This window comes from Micromonospora acroterricola (genome assembly GCF_003172955.1).
GTDB classification, from domain to species: Bacteria; Actinomycetota; Actinomycetes; order Mycobacteriales; family Micromonosporaceae; genus Micromonospora; species Micromonospora acroterricola.
Genome location: NZ_QGKR01000231.1, coordinates 35,236 through 50,433 on the forward strand (window position 1 = coordinate 35,236; position 15,198 = coordinate 50,433).

13 protein-coding genes are annotated in these 15,198 nt (G+C 73.2%); 7 read left to right on the forward strand and 6 right to left on the reverse strand.

Annotated elements, in window-relative coordinates; translation table 11 throughout:
- Positions 1–198: 198 nt before the first annotated feature.
- The 3 genes from DKT68_RS20515 to DKT68_RS20525 all read left to right on the forward strand — a co-directional run bounded on the left by DKT68_RS20515 (position 199) and on the right by DKT68_RS20525 (position 5,711).
- Positions 199–2,028, forward strand: coding sequence for a glycoside hydrolase family 15 protein (locus tag DKT68_RS20515; RefSeq protein WP_109819026.1), 1,830 nt, complete (start codon positions 199–201; stop codon positions 2,026–2,028).
- Between the two features lie 155 nt (positions 2,029–2,183).
- Positions 2,184–5,069: a ricin-type beta-trefoil lectin domain protein gene (locus tag DKT68_RS20520; protein WP_146218406.1), complete on the forward strand. Its 2,886-nt coding sequence runs from the start codon at positions 2,184–2,186 to the stop codon at positions 5,067–5,069.
- Between the two features lie 141 nt (positions 5,070–5,210).
- On the forward strand, positions 5,211–5,711 hold the full coding sequence (locus DKT68_RS20525) for a metallophosphoesterase family protein (protein WP_109819028.1): 501 nt from the start codon (positions 5,211–5,213) through the stop codon (positions 5,709–5,711).
- Between the two features lie 76 nt (positions 5,712–5,787).
- Here the strand turns inward: DKT68_RS20525 and DKT68_RS20530 are convergent, their stop codons facing one another.
- On the reverse strand, positions 5,788–6,003 hold the full coding sequence (locus DKT68_RS20530; RefSeq protein ID WP_201749121.1) for a DUF3072 domain-containing protein: 216 nt from the start codon (positions 6,001–6,003) through the stop codon (positions 5,788–5,790).
- A 114-nt stretch (positions 6,004–6,117) separates the two neighbouring features.
- Between DKT68_RS20530 and DKT68_RS20535 the strand changes: the two genes are divergently transcribed.
- The gene (locus DKT68_RS20535) at positions 6,118–7,056 is read left to right on the forward strand and encodes an NAD(P)/FAD-dependent oxidoreductase (RefSeq protein WP_201749123.1); all 939 of its coding nucleotides are present in this window, start codon (positions 6,118–6,120) and stop codon (positions 7,054–7,056) included.
- A 21-nt stretch (positions 7,057–7,077) separates the two neighbouring features.
- On the opposite strand, the gene DKT68_RS20540 is transcribed toward DKT68_RS20535, so the two are convergent.
- The 3 genes from DKT68_RS20540 to DKT68_RS20550 all read right to left on the reverse strand — a co-directional run bounded on the left by DKT68_RS20540 (position 7,078) and on the right by DKT68_RS20550 (position 11,360).
- Positions 7,078–8,373: a cation:proton antiporter domain-containing protein gene (locus DKT68_RS20540; protein ID WP_109819067.1), complete on the reverse strand. Its 1,296-nt coding sequence runs from the start codon at positions 8,371–8,373 to the stop codon at positions 7,078–7,080.
- A gap of 106 nt (positions 8,374–8,479) precedes the next feature.
- Positions 8,480–9,157, reverse strand: a complete 678-nt coding sequence (locus tag DKT68_RS20545) for an HAD family hydrolase (protein WP_109819030.1) — start codon at positions 9,155–9,157, stop codon at positions 8,480–8,482.
- Between the two features lie 64 nt (positions 9,158–9,221).
- The gene (locus tag DKT68_RS20550; RefSeq protein WP_109819031.1) at positions 9,222–11,360 is read right to left on the reverse strand and encodes an ATP-binding SpoIIE family protein phosphatase; all 2,139 of its coding nucleotides are present in this window, start codon (positions 11,358–11,360) and stop codon (positions 9,222–9,224) included.
- Between the two features lie 198 nt (positions 11,361–11,558).
- Here DKT68_RS20550 and DKT68_RS20555 point away from each other — a divergent pair, with 198 nt between their 5' ends.
- Positions 11,559–12,371 carry a mechanosensitive ion channel family protein gene (locus DKT68_RS20555; RefSeq protein WP_109819032.1) on the forward strand — a complete coding sequence of 271 codons (813 nt, stop codon included), beginning with the start codon at positions 11,559–11,561 and terminating at the stop codon, positions 12,369–12,371.
- A 72-nt stretch (positions 12,372–12,443) separates the two neighbouring features.
- Here DKT68_RS20555 and DKT68_RS20560 read toward each other — a convergent pair whose 3' ends face one another.
- Positions 12,444–12,797 (reverse strand): DUF6401 family natural product biosynthesis protein, encoded by a 354-nt coding sequence (locus DKT68_RS20560; RefSeq protein ID WP_109819068.1) that lies wholly within the window; start codon positions 12,795–12,797, stop codon positions 12,444–12,446.
- Positions 12,798–12,958: 161 nt separating this feature from the next.
- Here DKT68_RS20560 and DKT68_RS20565 point away from each other — a divergent pair, with 161 nt between their 5' ends.
- A complete protein-coding gene (locus tag DKT68_RS20565) occupies positions 12,959–13,399 on the forward strand; it encodes a hypothetical protein (RefSeq protein ID WP_109819069.1) in 441 nt (146 codons plus the stop codon).
- Here the strand turns inward: DKT68_RS20565 and DKT68_RS20570 are convergent.
- On the reverse strand, positions 13,396–13,605 hold the full coding sequence (locus DKT68_RS20570; protein WP_109819033.1) for a hypothetical protein: 210 nt from the start codon (positions 13,603–13,605) through the stop codon (positions 13,396–13,398). The two genes, DKT68_RS20565 and DKT68_RS20570, sit on opposite strands and share 4 nt — an antisense overlap.
- Before the next feature lie 158 nt (positions 13,606–13,763).
- Here DKT68_RS20570 and DKT68_RS20575 point away from each other — a divergent pair, with 158 nt between their 5' ends.
- A complete protein-coding gene (locus DKT68_RS20575) occupies positions 13,764–15,089 on the forward strand; it encodes an MFS transporter (protein ID WP_236646996.1) in 1,326 nt (441 codons plus the stop codon).
- Positions 15,090–15,198 lie beyond the last annotated feature (109 nt).

Sequence of the window (15,198 nt, forward strand, 5' to 3'; positions counted from 1 at the left end):
GCCGGCCGGTCCGGACGGCAGCAGGTCGCCCCCCTGTGTGCCGGGCCGCCAGGCGGCCGGCCCCGAAGCTGACGTCATGAGCATCCTCCCTCGTCAACCGCCCGGGTTCCCGCCGACGCCGACCGGTAACGCCAGCCACCGCCGTGGATGCCGATCCACCGGCAGGAATGCGCACGGACACCCCGGGTAGGTAGCCGGGTGAAGAGCGGACAGATCAGCGACCACGGCTTCCTCGCCGACGGCCGCAGCGCGGCGCTGGTGGACCGCTCCGGCTCGGTGAACTGGTGGTGCCCGGGCCGGTTCGACGCGCCGTCGGTGTTCGGGCGGCTGCTCGACGAGGACGCCGGGCACTGGTCGATCCAACCGGAGGGTGAGTTCAGCGTCGAGCGCTGCTACCTCGACGACACCCTGGTGCTGCGGACCGTCTTCCGTACCGGGCAGGGCGAGGTGGCGCTGACCGACGCGCTCGCCTTCGAGTTCGGCTCGCGCGGGCACGACATCGGTCTGCGCTCGCCGCAGGTGCTGGTCCGCAGCGTGCAGAGCCTCTCCGGCGAGGTCCCGATGCGGCTGCACTACCGACCCCGCTTCGAGTACGGCCGGACCACCGCGTTCCTGGTGGAACGGGACGGCACGCTGGAGGCCATCGCCGGGGCCGCCCGGCTCACGCTGCGCGGCAGCGTGCCGCTCGGCTGTGGCGACGGCGAGGCCAGCGGGACGTTCACGGCCCGCGCCGGCTCGGTGCACAACTTCACCCTCGGGTACGCCCCGACCTACGACGCCCCGCCGCCGGAGGTGCCGGACGCCGACCGGACGATCGCCGACACGGTCGCCGGGTGGCGGTCCTGGACGCGAGAGCACCCCTACGAGGGGTGCTACCCGGAGCAGGTGCGGCGCAGCGCGCTGGTGGTGCAGGGCATGACGTACCGGCCCAGCGGGGCGGTGGTGGCCGCGGCGACGACCTCGCTGCCGGAGAAGCTCGGCGGGAACCGGAACTACGACTACCGTTACGTCTGGGTGCGCGACTTCAGTCTCACCCTGCGTGCGCTGTGGCGGACGGCCTGCTGGGACGAGGTGCAGCGGCAGTTCTCCTGGGTGAGCCGGGCGATGGGCCGGATCGGCGACCAGCCGGTGCCGATCATGTACGGGGTGCAGGGTGAGCGGGACCTCACGGAGCATCGCCTGGACCAGCTCGCCGGGTACCGCGACAGCCCGCCGGTGCTGATCGGCAACGACGCGTGGCGGCAGCGGCAGACCGACATCTTCGGCGAGGCGCTGGACGCCGCCTGGCTGATGCGCGACAAGTTGGAGCCGATGCAGCCGGACGTGCGCCAGGTGCTGCGGGTGCTCGCCGACCAGGCCGTCATCGACTGGAAGCGGCCGGACGCGGGCATGTGGGAGGAGCGCGGGATCGAACACCATCACGTGTCCTCCAAGGTGCAGTGCTGGGTGGCGCTGGACCGGGCGGTCCGCTTCGGCGACCAGCTCGGCGGGCCGGATGACGTGGCGCGCTGGGCGGCCGCCCGCGACGAGGTGCGCGCGACGGTGCTCGAGCGGGGGTGGAGCGACCGGCTCGGCGCGTACACCGGAAGTTTCGATTCCGACGACCTGGACGCCTCGGTCCTGGTCATGCCGCTGGTGGGTTTCCTGCGGGCCGACGACCCGCGGATGCGGTCGACGGTCCGCGCGGTCGAGCAGCGGCTGTCCCACGACGGCCTGCTGCGGCGCTGGGACGGTGACCCGGCGGGCTTCGTCATCTGCTCGTTCTGGCTGGTGGGGTGCCTGGCGCTCGGCGGCGAGCGCGACCGGGCCCACGAGCTGTTCGGCAGGCTGGCCGCTCGGGTCAACGACCTCGGCCTGTTCGCCGAGCAGATCGACCCGCTGACCGGGGAGCAGTTGGGCAACTTCCCCCAGGCGTTCTCGCACATCGGCCTCATCAACGCCGCCGGTCAGCTCACCGACGTCGAGCGGGACCCGGCGCTGCGCGACCGGGGCATGCCGCCGTCGCACTTCACCCCGATGCGCTCCTGAGGGTCCTCCTTTCGCACAAATCTTGACGACTTTCGATTCATTGAATCGAAGTTCTGTCGCTCTCCAGTGAAAGACGTTAATGTCCGGGACACCCATGCGGTGCTCCTCCAGTCGGCGGGAGCGGCACCGAGATCCCCCGGACACCTGGAGGTCTCGTGTCACGCACTCGACGCCGACGTTCCCTCGTCGCCGCCACCGTGCTCTCCGTGCTGGTCACCCTCGGCTTCGCGCCGTCGGCGACCGCCCGCCCCAGCACCGAACGCCCGGTCGCCGCCGCCGCGCAGGCGGCCCTCGCCCCACCGCCCACCGCCGGCTTCGAGAAGGTCGCCCTCGACGGCGGACTGTCCATGGGCGAGCCCATCGAGCTGGCCGTCGCCGCAGACGGCAAGGTCTTCTACATCAACCGGGGAACCAGCAACGGCGGCGGTCAGGTCCGCCTCTACAACCCGGCGACGCAGTCCACGACGGTCGCGCTGACCCTGGCCCTGGACGCCCGCTTCGAGGACGGCCTGGTCGGCATCACCCTGCACCCGAGCTTCGCCACCAACCGGTGGGTGTACCTGTTCTACTCGCCCAAGGTCACGCCCCTGGTCAACCGCATCAGCCGGTTCACCTTCAACCCTTCCACGCTGCTGCTCGACCCGGCCAGCGAGGACATGCTCGTCGAGTGGCCCACCGAGCGGGACCTGTGCTGCCATTCGGCCGGCTCGATGAGCTGGGACACCGCCGGCAACCTCTACTTCGCCGTCGGCGACAACACCAACTCCGGTGGCGACTCCGCCGGTATGGCGCCGATCGACGAGCGGACCAGCCGCAACCCGCAGTACGACGCGCAGCGCACCTCCGGCAGCACCAACGACCTGCGCGGCAAGATCAACCGGATTCACCCGGAGAACGACGGCAGCTACACCGTCCCGGCCGGCAACCTCTTCGCCCCCGGCACCGCGAGGACCCGCCCGGAGATCTACGTGATGGGCGTGCGCAACCCCTACCGGATCTGGGTGGACCGCAAGGCCGGCAACACCCTCTACTGGGGAGAGGTCGGCCCGGACGCCGGCGCCGACGTCGCCAACCGCGGCCCGGCGGCGTACGACGAGTTCAACCGGGCGGCCGGGCCCGGCAACTACGGCTGGCCGTACTGCGGCGGCCCGAACGTGGCCTACAACGACTGGGACTTCGCCACCGCCTCGCCGCGCGGCTGGTTCCCGTGCGGCGGCTCGGCGGGCCCGGTCAACAACTCACCCCGCAACACCGGCCTCCAGCAGCTCCCGCCGACGAAGCCCGCTCTGGTCTGGGAGCAGCACGGCGGCAGTGACGACTGGCCCGCGCTGGACAACCCGGGCGGTTGCGGCTCGCCCAACCACGTCGAGGTCTACCACTACGACCCGAACCTCGCCTCGGACGTGAAGTGGCCGGCCTACTACGACAACAAGTGGCTGATCTCCGAGTACTGCCGCAACTGGATCAAGGAGGTCCAGTTCGACAACGGCAACCCGGCCACCGGCGCGCCGACGGTCATCGAGCCCGTGCTCGCCGGCATGAAGCTCGTCCACCCGATCGACTGGCAGTTCGGCCCGGACGGCTCGCTCTACCTGCTGGAGTACGGCAGCGGCTACTTCTCCGGCGCCGTCGACGCCGGGCTCTACAAAATTAACTACGTCCAGGGCGGCCGGTCGCCGGTGGCCAGGGCCAGCGTGAACCGGGACAACGGGCTGGCGCCCCTCGCGGTCAGCTTCTCCAGCGCCGGCAGTTCCGACCCGGACGGCGACCCGCTGAGCTACGCCTGGGACTTCACCAACAACGGCAGCACCGACTCGACCGCGGCGAACCCCTCGTTCACGTACGCCGCCAACGGCAGCTACAGCGCCCGGCTCACCGTCAGCGACGGCACCGGCCGCAGCGCGACCACCCTTGTGCCGGTGGTGGTGGGCAACAACCGCCCGACGGTCACGCTGAACGGGCTGCCCGCCGGCGGGCTCTTCGACTGGGGGCAGGACCTGACGCTCAGCGCCACGGCCAGCGACCCGCAGGACGGCACTCCCGCCTGCTCCGCGGTGGTCGTCCGGGCCGCGCTCGGGCACCAGGAGCACGCCCACGAGGAGGGGGAGGGTACCGGCTGTGGCGCCACCTTCAACACCGGTCCGGTGCACGCCGGCCCCGACTCGGTGCTGTTCTTCGTGCTGCGGGGCAGCTACACCGACAGGGGCGCGGCCGGCTCGGCGGCACTGACCGGGGAGAAGGAGATCAGCCTCTACCCGAAGCAGTGGCAGGCGGAGCACGTCGTACAGCTCAACGGGCCCACGGTGATCGACCAGGCGGCGGCCGAGGGCGGCCGGCGACTGGGGGACATCCAGAACGGCGAGAACGTCCGACACCACGCGGTGAGCCTCAAGGGGATCACCGGGGTCCGGGCGCGCGTCTCCTCGGGCGGCCCCGGGGGCACCCTCTCCTTCCGGTACGACTCACCGACCGGCGCCGAGGTCGCCCGGATCGCGGTGCCGAACACCGGCGGCTGGGACAACTACACCGAGTTGACCGCCACCGTGACCAAGCCGGACGACGGCACCCACGACCTGTACCTGGTCTTCACCGGAGGCAGCGGCGCGCTGCTGGACGTGGACAGCTACACCTTCACCGGCCCCGGGGTCGGCACCGGCGGGGCGCGCACCGGGGAGATCAAGGCGCTCGGCAAGTGCGCGGACATCGCCTCCAGCCAGACCGCCAACGGCACCAGGGTGCAGACCTGGACCTGCAACGCCTCCGGCGCCCAGCGTTGGACCCTGCCCGGCGACGGCACCGTGCGAGGGCTCGGCAAGTGCATGGACGTGAAGAGCAGCGGCACCACCGACGGCACCCTCGTGCAGCTCTACGACTGCAACGGCACCGGGGCGCAGCAGTGGGCCGCCCAGGCGGACGGCAGCCTGCGCAACCCGCAGTCCGGGCGCTGCCTGGACATCCCCGGCTCCGACCTCACCGACGGCCGGCAACTCCAGATCTGGACCTGCAACGGCTCCGGGGCGCAGCGCTGGGCCCTGCCGTGACCGGCGGCTGATCGACTCCGTACCCGTTCTCCGGGGGCGTCCGACGTCGCGTCGCCCCCGGAACCGGGACCTCGGAGGAGGATCCCGGCCATCCGCCCGCGTCCCCGGGTGGATGGCCGGGGATCGGGGGAGAATGCCGGGATGCGGCTGGTGCTCACGGCGGACACCCACCTACCGAAGCGGGCCCGGGATCTGCCCGGGCCGCTCTGGAGCGCGATCGAGACGGCGGACGTGGTCCTGCACGCCGGCGACTGGGTGGACGAGCCGCTGCTCGACGCGATGCTCGCGCGCTCGCGCCGGTTGATCGGGGTGTACGGCAACAACGACGGCCCGGCGCTGCGCGCCCGGCTGCCGGAGGTGGCCCGGGCCGACCTGGACGGCCTGCGGGTGGCCGTGGTGCACGAGACCGGCCCCCGGACCGGCCGTGAGCAGCGGTGCGCGGCCCGCTTTCCCGACGTCGACCTGCTGGTCTTCGGGCACTCGCACATCCCGTGGGACACCGAGGCGCCCGGCGGCCTGCGCCTGCTCAACCCCGGCTCACCCACCGACCGCCGCTCCCAACCCCACGCCACCTACCTCACCGCCACGGTCAGCGCCGGCCGGTTGACCGAGGTGGAGCTGCACCGCCTCCCGCGCCGCTGACCCCGCCCTCCCCGGCGATCCCGCACGTCCTGTCGCCGATGTCCCCGGTCAGGACGTGCGGGATCGCGGGAGATTTCTACTGGCCTCGGCCGGTCTCGGCCTGGAGCTCGTCGATCCGCTTGGACGCCTCGGCCTTCGTCAGGTCGTCCGGCAGCTCCGCGTCCGCCTCCCGGGCGAGGGTCGCCAGGTAGGACTCCTGGGCCGCGGTGGGCGGCTCGTCGCCGGTCACCCACTCGTTCGGGTCCTTGATCGCGCCGCGCGGGTCGGCCTGCTCGTTGCTGCGGTCGGTCATCGTCATCACCCTTTCTTCGAACAGGTGTGCCAGTACCCCGATCACCGCCGGTTCATGCCGGCCCGGCACACCCGCCGCATCTACGATCACCGGATGAGCGCGGACCGGTCGGCTGTGGTGGTGGTCGGGGCGGGTATCGCCGGGGTGGCCTGTGCGGTGGAACTGGCCGCGGCCGGGGTGCCTGTGCAGGTCCGCGAGCGGGGGCACGTCCGCGGTGGCCGGATGGCCAGCAAACGCTTCGGGGGTCGGCCCGCCGACATCGGCGCCGCGTACTTCACCGCCAGCGACCCGGACTTCGCCGCGGTGGTCGAGCGGTGGCGCGCCGCCGGCCTGGTCCGCGAGTGGACCGACACCTTCCAGGCGTACGACCCGGACGGGCGCCAGGACGTGCCCGGACCGATGCGCTTCGCCGCGCCGCGCGGGCTGCGTTCACTGGTCGAACACCTCGCCGAGCCGGTGCCCGTGACCGTCGACCGGTTGGTGCTCACCGTCGATCCCGGGCCGACGGTGGACGGCCAGCCGTGTGCGGCGGTCGCGCTGGCCATGCCCGGCCCGCAGGCCGCCCTGCTGCTCGATCCGGCCCTGGCCGACGCCACCCGGGTCGTGCAGTCGCAGCGGTGGTCGCCGTCGCTGGCCGCCGTCCTGCGCTTCCCGACCCGACGCTGGTCGGACTTCCGGGGCGCGTTCGTCAACGGCCACCCGGTGCTCAGCCTGATCTGCGACGACGGCGACCGGCGGGGCGACGGCGCGCCGGTGCTGGTGGCGCACACCGTGCCGGAGTTCGCCGCCGGCCACCTGGCGCAGCCCACCGGGGCCGCTCCGGCGATCGAGCAGGCGGTCCGGGACGTGCTGGGGCTGCCCGACACGGCCACCGACGTGCACGTGCACCGCTGGACGTACGCGAGGCCGGTCACGAACGCCGGCGACGACACCTACCACCTGGACGCCGACGGGATCGGCCTGGCCGGCGACGCGTTCGGCAAGCCGCGGGTGCAGAGCGCGTGGCGCTCCGGCCGGGACCTCGGCCGCGCCCTGGTCGCCCGCCTCACCTGACCGCTGGTCCTCCCGGGGCGATCAGGTGTGCCCGGCGGTGGCGACGGGCTCGGCGGACGCGTCCCGTTCGGCCGGGTCGGAGGTCCGTTCGCCCGCCCGGTCCAGCAACTGCATGACCGGGGTCGCCGCGACGCCGTGCACCACCACGGAGACGAGCACCACCAGCCCGACGGTGGCCCAGAGCAGCTCCGCCTCCGGGAAGTCGGCCTCCGTCGTGGCGTACGCGAGGTAGTAGAACGACCCCACCCCGCGAATGCCGAACAGCGAGATCACCCAGTGCTCCGCCGGCCGGCCCGGCGCACCCCGCAGCGACAACCAGCCCACCAGCGGCCGGACCAGGAACACCAGCGCCAGCCCGACCGCCGCGGCCGGCCAGGTCAGCGGGCCGAGCAGCCCGCCGACGACGGCGCCACCCAGCAGCAGCAACAGCACCAGCGTGAGCAGCCGTTCGATCTGCTCGGCGAAGTCGTGCAGCACCGAGTGGAACTCGTGCGTCCGCTCGGCGGCCCGGATCGCGCGCGCGGCCACGAACACCGCCAGGAAGCCGTACCCGCCGACCACCTCCACCAGCCCGTACGCCAGGAACGTGGCGGCCAGCGCCAGGAAACCCTCGGCGTGCCGGGCCAACCGCAGATGGCTGGGCGCCCGGAAGAACAGCTTGCCGAGCAGCCAGCCGATGAGCAGGCCACCACCGACCCCGACGCCCACCTTCCACAGCACGTCGACCGCGAGCCACTCGGCCAGCCAGTCGCGCGGGGCGAGACTGGTCGAGGCGATGGCGATGGCCGCGTAGACGAACGGAAACGCCAGCCCGTCGTTGAGGCCGGCCTCGGAGGTCAACGCGAAGCGGACCTCGTCCTCGGAGTCCTCCACGTCGGTTGGTTCCCCGACCTGCACGTCGGCGGCGAGCACCGGGTCGGTCGGCGCCAGCGCGGCGCCCAGCAGCAGCGCGGCGGCCGGCACCAGCCCGGCCCACCACCAGCCGAGCAGCGCCACCGCCGCGATGCACAGCGGCATCGCGATGGCCAGCAACCGCCAGGTGGACGACCACCGGGCCCAGCTCAACGGCCGGTCGATCTTGAGCCCGGCGCCCATCAGGGCGACGATCACCCCGATCTCGGTCAGGTGGGTGGCCAGCTCCGGGTGGGCCAGCGGGTCCGGTGTCGGCAGCCCGACCGGCAGCAGGAAGACCACCATCCCCAGGGCGAGGAAGGCGATCGGCATGGACAGCGGCCGCCGTTCCAGCACCCGGGGGAGGATCCCTGCGAGCAGGGCGCCCAAGCCCACCAGCGCGAACGCCACATCTACCGGCTCCACCGTGCCACCCTCCGACCACGCCCGCCGGCCGCGGGCAGTGGTCACAGACCATGCCCCGGCAGTCGTACGCGTAAGCCTTTCCGGTACGGCGAAACAGAGGTGATCCTCAACGCGGGCGGGTGACCGCCGAATCGTCCAACGTGGCGAGCAGCGCGGCCGGATCGTCGTACACGGCCACCGCGCCGGCACCGGCCAGCTCGCCCCGGCTGGTGCCGCCGCAGGTCAGCCCGACGCACGGGATGTCGAGCTTGCCGGCGGCGGCCACGTCCCAGACCGAGTCGCCGACGAAGACCACCCGCTCGGCGGCCAGCCCGGACTGGTCCAGCGCGGCGACCAGGATGTCCGGCGCCGGCTTGCTCTGCTTGGCGTCCGCCGACGAGGTGACGGTGTCGATCACGTCGTCGACGGCGAGCGCCCGGCGCAGCGCGCCCACCTCGGGTTCCGAGGCGGAGGTGGCGAGCACCACCCGCAGCCCCCGCTCGGCGCAGGCGCGCAGCAGGTCCGCCGCCCCGGGCAGCGGCGTGAGCCGTTCCCAGTACTCGGCGTACAGGGTGTCGTGGGCGTCGCGCAGCTTCCCGTCGGCGTCGCGGTCCCGCTCCGGGCCGAGCAGGTGGTCCAGGAGCTTGTCCGAGCCCATCCCGATCGACCGGTGCACGGTCGCCATCGGCACCGGCTGGCCGGTCTGGCGCAGTGCCTCCCACCAGCTCACCGTGTGCAGGTACGTGGTGTCGACCAGCGTGCCGTCGACGTCGAAGAGGACCCCTGCGGGTCTGTCGGTACGCATGGCCGTCCTCCTACCCCCTCGGCGGCCGGCTGACCCCTCCGGCCCGGCGCGCTCGGCCCCGGCCTCAGCGCCCCCCGGACGGGGGGATGAGGATCTCGAACCAGACCGTGGAGCCCCGGACCGTCGGGTCGGTGCCCCAGGCGTCACTGAGCTGCTCGATCAGGCCGAGCCCGCGCCCGCGACTGCTCAACGTGTCGGTGCGGGCCCGGGTCACGGTGCCCCGGGTGCCGGAATCGGCGACCGACACCAGCAGCCGCTCGGGGCTGAGGTCGATCTCCACCCGGGCGGCGGTGCCGGCGTGCAGCAGCGCGTTGGTGGTCAGCTCGCTGGTGCACAGCACCGCCGCACCGATCACCGCCTCGGGCACCTGCCACTCGGCGAGCTGGCCGGTCATCCAGTGCCGGACCCGGCTGGGGGCGGTCGGCTCCGCCGGCACCTCCATGCCCGCGGAGCGGCTCGGCTTGAGCGCGTGCTCGACCGCCAGCACGGCCACGTCGTCCTCGGTGCCGCCGGGCACCGCGGCGGTGGCCACCGCGCACAGCGCCCGCGGGTCGCTGCTGCCGGCCTTGGCGACCGCGTCGCCCAGGGCGTCCAGTCCGGCGGTGAGGCTCTGCCGGCGGCGCTCCACCACGCCGTCGCTGAACAGCAGCAGGGTGTCGCCGGGGTGGAACGCGACGGTGGTGGTGGTCGGCCGGCCACCGAGCCCCAGCGGAGGCCCGGCCGGCATGTCCACGTACTCCGAGTGTGAGCGGCCGTCCGGGGCGCAGCGGCGGATCAGCGGCGCGGGGTGCCCGGCGCTGGCCAGGGTCAGCTCCCGCCGCTCCGCGTCGACCACCCCGAACACCACGGTGACGAACAGCTCGTGCGTGCCGGCCTCCACGCCCAGGCTGGTCACCAGCCGGTCCAGCCCGGCCAGCACCGCGTCCGGCGCCGGGTCGGCCAGGGCCAGCGCGCGTAGCGCCGCCCGGACCTGTCCCATCCGCGCGGCGGCCTGCACGTCGTGCCCGGCGACGTCGCCGAGCACGACACCGAGCTCGCCGGTGGGCAGCAGGAACGCGTCGTAGAAGTCCCCGCCGGCCGCGTTGCCGTCCACCCCCGGGTCGTAGCGTGCCGCGATCCGCAGCCGGGGCAGGTCCGGCAGGTTCTCCGGCAGCATGCTGCGTTGCAGCAGCTGAGCGGTGCCGTGCTGGGTCTCGAACCGGCGGGCCCGCTCCGCCGCCTGGCCGATCAGCTCCGCGGAGGCGGCCAGCAACGCCTGCTCGGCGGCCGACCAGCTGTGCGGCACCTGGTAGCCGACCGCCAGCCCGCCGCGGACCACCGAGGTGCCCAGCGGCAGCGCGGCCAGCGAACGGATCTTCTGGTCGTGGCGGTCCACGGCGGTCTCCCGCAACGGCTGCCCGTCGCGGGTGAACGACGGCGCGCCCGCGCGGGCCGCCTGCACCACCGGGGCCGACCAGTCCGCCGGGACGCGCCGCCAGAGCGGTGGCAGCCGCTCGTCGGCCTCGTCCATCAGCTCGCCGCGTACCCGGCGCACCATCCGCCACCCGCCGCCGCCCTCGTCCACCGCGAACGCGACCTGGTCGGCGTCGAACGTGGTGATCGCGTACCGCAGCGTCACCCGGGCCACGTCGTCGAGGGTGAGGGTGCCGGCGAGCGCGGCGGCGACCTCGCTGAGGCTCTGCAACTGCTCGGTGACGTGGGTGGTCTCGGCGGCGACCGTCAGCATCCCGACGATCTGGCCCGCGCTGTCGTGCACGGGGGAGTAGCTCCGGGTGAAGACCGCCTGCTCGGCCACGCCCGAGCGGTCACGAACCAGGGGAAGGATGCTGTCCTTCTCCAGGAACGGCACGCCCTGCCGGTAGGCGCGCTCGATCACCTCGCCGACACCGGGCAGCGCCCAGATCTCGGCGTACACCTCGGCGGACGGACGGCCGAGGGCGGTGGGGTGCTTGCTGCCCAGCAGGTCGGCGTAACCGTCGTTGTAGAGCAGGACGAGGTCGTCGCCGTACGCCAGCGCCATCGGCATCGGGGAGGCGAGGATCAGCTCGATCACGGCCCGGATCGCCGGGTCCCACCCCTCCGGTGGGCCGAGCGAGGTGCCGGCCCAGTCGTGGGCGAGGACGGCGGCGGCAGCGCCCGGCCCGGTGGACTCGCCCGGGACCCGAGTTGCTGGCGTGGGGACTCGCCCGACCGTTCCTGGCATGTTCGCAGCCTAGCCGGCCGGCCGTCGGGCGTATCCGATCATGGCCGCGGGTCGCGGCCGGCCCCTGCCTGGTGGACGTTCGGGCAGTTCACCACCCCTGTCCGGCGACTTGTCGGAAAAACTGGGGCGAGCCGCGCGGACTGCTGAACCGGTGGCCGGGTATGCGCCCGGCGCAGTCCATGCGACAGGAGGGACATCATGCTGAAAACCCTCGCGGTCCGGCAGGCCGACATCGGCGACGCCATCGCCGACACCTGGAGGTCGGTGCTGCTCTTCATCCCGAAGGCCGTGGCCTTCATCGTGATCCTCGTGGTCGGCTGGCTCATCGCCAGAGCGGTCCTGAAGATCGTGGACACGGTGCTGGAACGGGTGCGCTTCGACGAGGCGGTCGAACGCGGCGGCATCAAACGGGCACTGGAGAGAACGAAGTACGACGCGAGTGACATCCTCGCCAGACTGGCGTACTACGCGGTACTGCTGTTCACGCTGCAGTTCGCGTTCGGAGTCTGGGGACCCAACGCGATCAGTGACCTGATCAGCGGCGTGGTGGCCTGGCTGCCGCGCGCGTTCGTGGCGATCATCATCGTGGTCGTGGCGGCGGCGATCGCGAACGCCGTCCGGGATCTGGTCACCGGGGCGCTGGGCGGGCTCTCGTACGGCAAGGTCCTGGCCGACCTGACGGCGATCTTCATCATCGCGCTCGGCGTGATCGCCGCGCTCAACCAGGTGGGTATCGCCACCACGGTGACGACGCCGGTGCTGATCGCCGTGCTCGCCACGGTGGCCGGCATCCTGATCATCGGTGTCGGTGGTGGCCTGGTGCGTCCCATGCAGAACCGGTGGGAGGGCTGGCTGAACCGGGCGGCCGAGGAGGCTCGTGCGGTGCAGGAGAACCGGCGGGCCAACACCGCCGGTCGCGGCGACGTGGAACGGCAGATGGCCGACCGTGGGGGCGAGCGCACCCAGGCCATGCCGCGCGTCGACGAGCAGGCGACGCAGAACCGCCCGTAGCGGGGCGAACGGCACAGCAGTGGGGAGGGCGTTCCGCGTACGGCGCGGGGCGCCCTCCCCGCGGTCTGCCGGTCAGGACGGGTCGAGCGAGCGGGCCAGCGCGCAGACCGCGACCAGCCGCGTGAGCAGCCACTCCGGCTCACTCCAGTCCACCGGGCCGTTCGGTGGCGCCCACCCGTGCTCCACGGCGGCCGCGCGGACCCCCTCGGCGTAGCCGGCGAGCGCCGCGACCGTCAGCGGGCGGCGGTCCCCGTCGAGGCTGTCCCGCACGGCTGCCGCGTGCTGGTCGACCAGCGCCAGCAGCCCGGGCCGGGCGGCCGCGGCGGCGAGCCCGACGGTGCCCACGGAGACGGTGAGAGCGGCCAGGCTGGACCGCGCCGAGTCGACGGCGGTACGGGTGGCGACCCGGGTGAACGGCACACGCATGGTGACCGAGGCTAACCGACCCGCGGCCGGGGCGACCTCGGCCGCTCGGCGGGTGTCCGCCACGCCACCGGCCGACACGGGCTGGCCGCGAGGGTTGATCCGGCACAGACGGGGCAGCAGGAGAACCACGGCACATGGCGGGACAGAGCACGGAGGCGGCGATGGCACAACAGGCGGACGGGCCCGACGAGCAGCACCGCCGGCCGCCCGGCGTGAGTGACGAGACGGTCGCCGCACTCGGCAAGCTCAGCGAGGCCCTGGAGTGCGTGGAGCGGGTGCGGGGGCACCTGTATTCGCTGCACCAGCTGATCGGGCACGCCGACCTGATGCTCGACGACGCGGTGGAACAGTTCCGCGCCGCCGGGCATCCACAGCTCGCCGACCGCATCGACACCGAACTGCTGGGCCGCAACGTCATCGCCGGTCGGTGGACGTTCCAGATCGTCGAGGACTTCGACGACGGCTACTACGCCCTGTTCCAGGAGCTGGACCGGCAGGCCCGTGAGGAACTGGTGGGTGGGCGGCGCCACCTCTACGAGGCGGAGATGAAGGAGCGACGCCGCAGCCGGGGCCGACCGGGGCACGAGGCCCGGCCGGGCTAGTCGCCGGCCGTGTCGGCCGGTCGCCGCCGGGCCGCGTCGTCCGCGATGATCACGGTGGCCACCATCAGCGCGACGCAGACACTGAACAGCCAGGACTCGTCGGAGACGAGCCAGGCGGAAACGGGCGCCTGCAGCGCGGCGAGCAGGAAGCCGAGCCAGGCGAGGCGGCGCTGACGCGTGGAGAGGATTCCGGAGCCTTGATGCATCCCGAAAGTCTTACGCGAACCGACCGGATTGCCGTCCTCCGATCGGCCGATTCTGGATGAGCTGTCCGTTTTCTCGACCGTCCGGACACGACTTCTTGTCGCCGCACGCGACCGGCCGGAGCCGGCGGTAAGGTGCGGCTGCGGCAGGATGGTGTCCCGTGTCCACCACGCCCGCGCCACCCCGCGCCTCGCTGCTCCTGCTGGCCTACCTGGCCTTCGTCAGTCTCGGCCTGCCCGACGGCCTGCTCGGCGTCGGCTGGCCCTCGATCAGCGCCGACTTCGGCGTACCGACCGAGGCGGTCGGGTTCCTGCTCACCGCGGGCACCGTCGGTTACCTCACTTCCAGCGTGCTGGCCGGGTTCACGCTGGCCCGGGTCGGGGTCGGCGCGCTGCTCGCCGGCAGCACCCTGCTGGCCAGCCTGTCGCTCACCGGGTACGCGGTGAGCCCCGGGCTGGCCGTGCTCGTGGGCTGCGCGCTGCTGCTCGGGCTGGGCTCCGGCGCGATCGACTCCGGGCTCAACGCGTACGCCGCAGGGGCCTTCGGCCCGCGCCACATGAACTGGATGCACGCCTTCTTCGGGCTGGGTGTGGCGATCGGCCCACTGATCATGACCGGGGCGCTGAGCGCGGGACTGGCCTGGCGCTGGGGGTACGGCATCGTGGCCGCCGCCCAGCTCGCCCTCGCCGCGGCGTTCGCGCTCACCGTGCGTGCCTGGCGACGCCGCGTACCGGCCCCCGCCGAGGCGGGCGCCCCGCCCGCCGCGCCCGCGGTCCGCGTCCCGGTCCGCGCCACGCTCCGGCTGCCGGCGGTCTGGTCGGGGGCGCTCGCCTTCGCGCTGTACGTGGCCATCGAGGTGTCCGCCGGCCTGTGGGCGTTCCTGCTCCTGACCGAGGGGCGCGGGCTGAGCGCCGCCGTGGCCGGTGGCTGCGTCTCCGCGTACTGGGGCAGCCTCTTCGTCGGCCGGGTGGTGCAGGGCGTGGTGGCGGAACGGCTGGGAGCCAGGCTGGTACTGCGGAGCAGCCTCGCCGGCATGGCCGTCGGCGCGGCGCTGGTCGCCGTACCCGGGTCGGCCGCGCTGGCCGTGCTCGGCCTGGTCGTGGTCGGCTTCGCCGCCGCGCCGGTGTTCCCGTTGCTCACCCTCACCACCGCCGACCGGGTCGGCGCGGAGCACGCGGACCGGGCAATCGGGCTCCAGATCGGCGCCGCCGGCGTGGGTGCGGCGCTCGTACCCGCCGGGCTCGGTGTGCTGGTCGGCAAACTGTCGGTGCAGGTGCTGGGCCCCGCCCTCGTGGTGCTCGCGCTGGCGCTGATCGTCCTGTACGAGCTGGGCGCCCGCCGACCCGCCGCCGGCCCGCACCAGCCCGTGGCCGGCGGGTCCGTGCCCGGCCAGTCTGGGCCTGGTGGGTCCGGGCCTGGTGGGTCCGTGCCCGGTACGTCCGTGCCTGCTGCGACCGGTCCGGATCAGCCCGGGACGCTGGCGTAGTCCGGACGCGCCTCTCACCCCACCGCGTAGGTGGAGCCGGGCGGTCCCTTGATCGACTCGGTTTCGTTGATGTCGCGGTGTCCGGGCGTTAGGAATGCCCCGATATCAG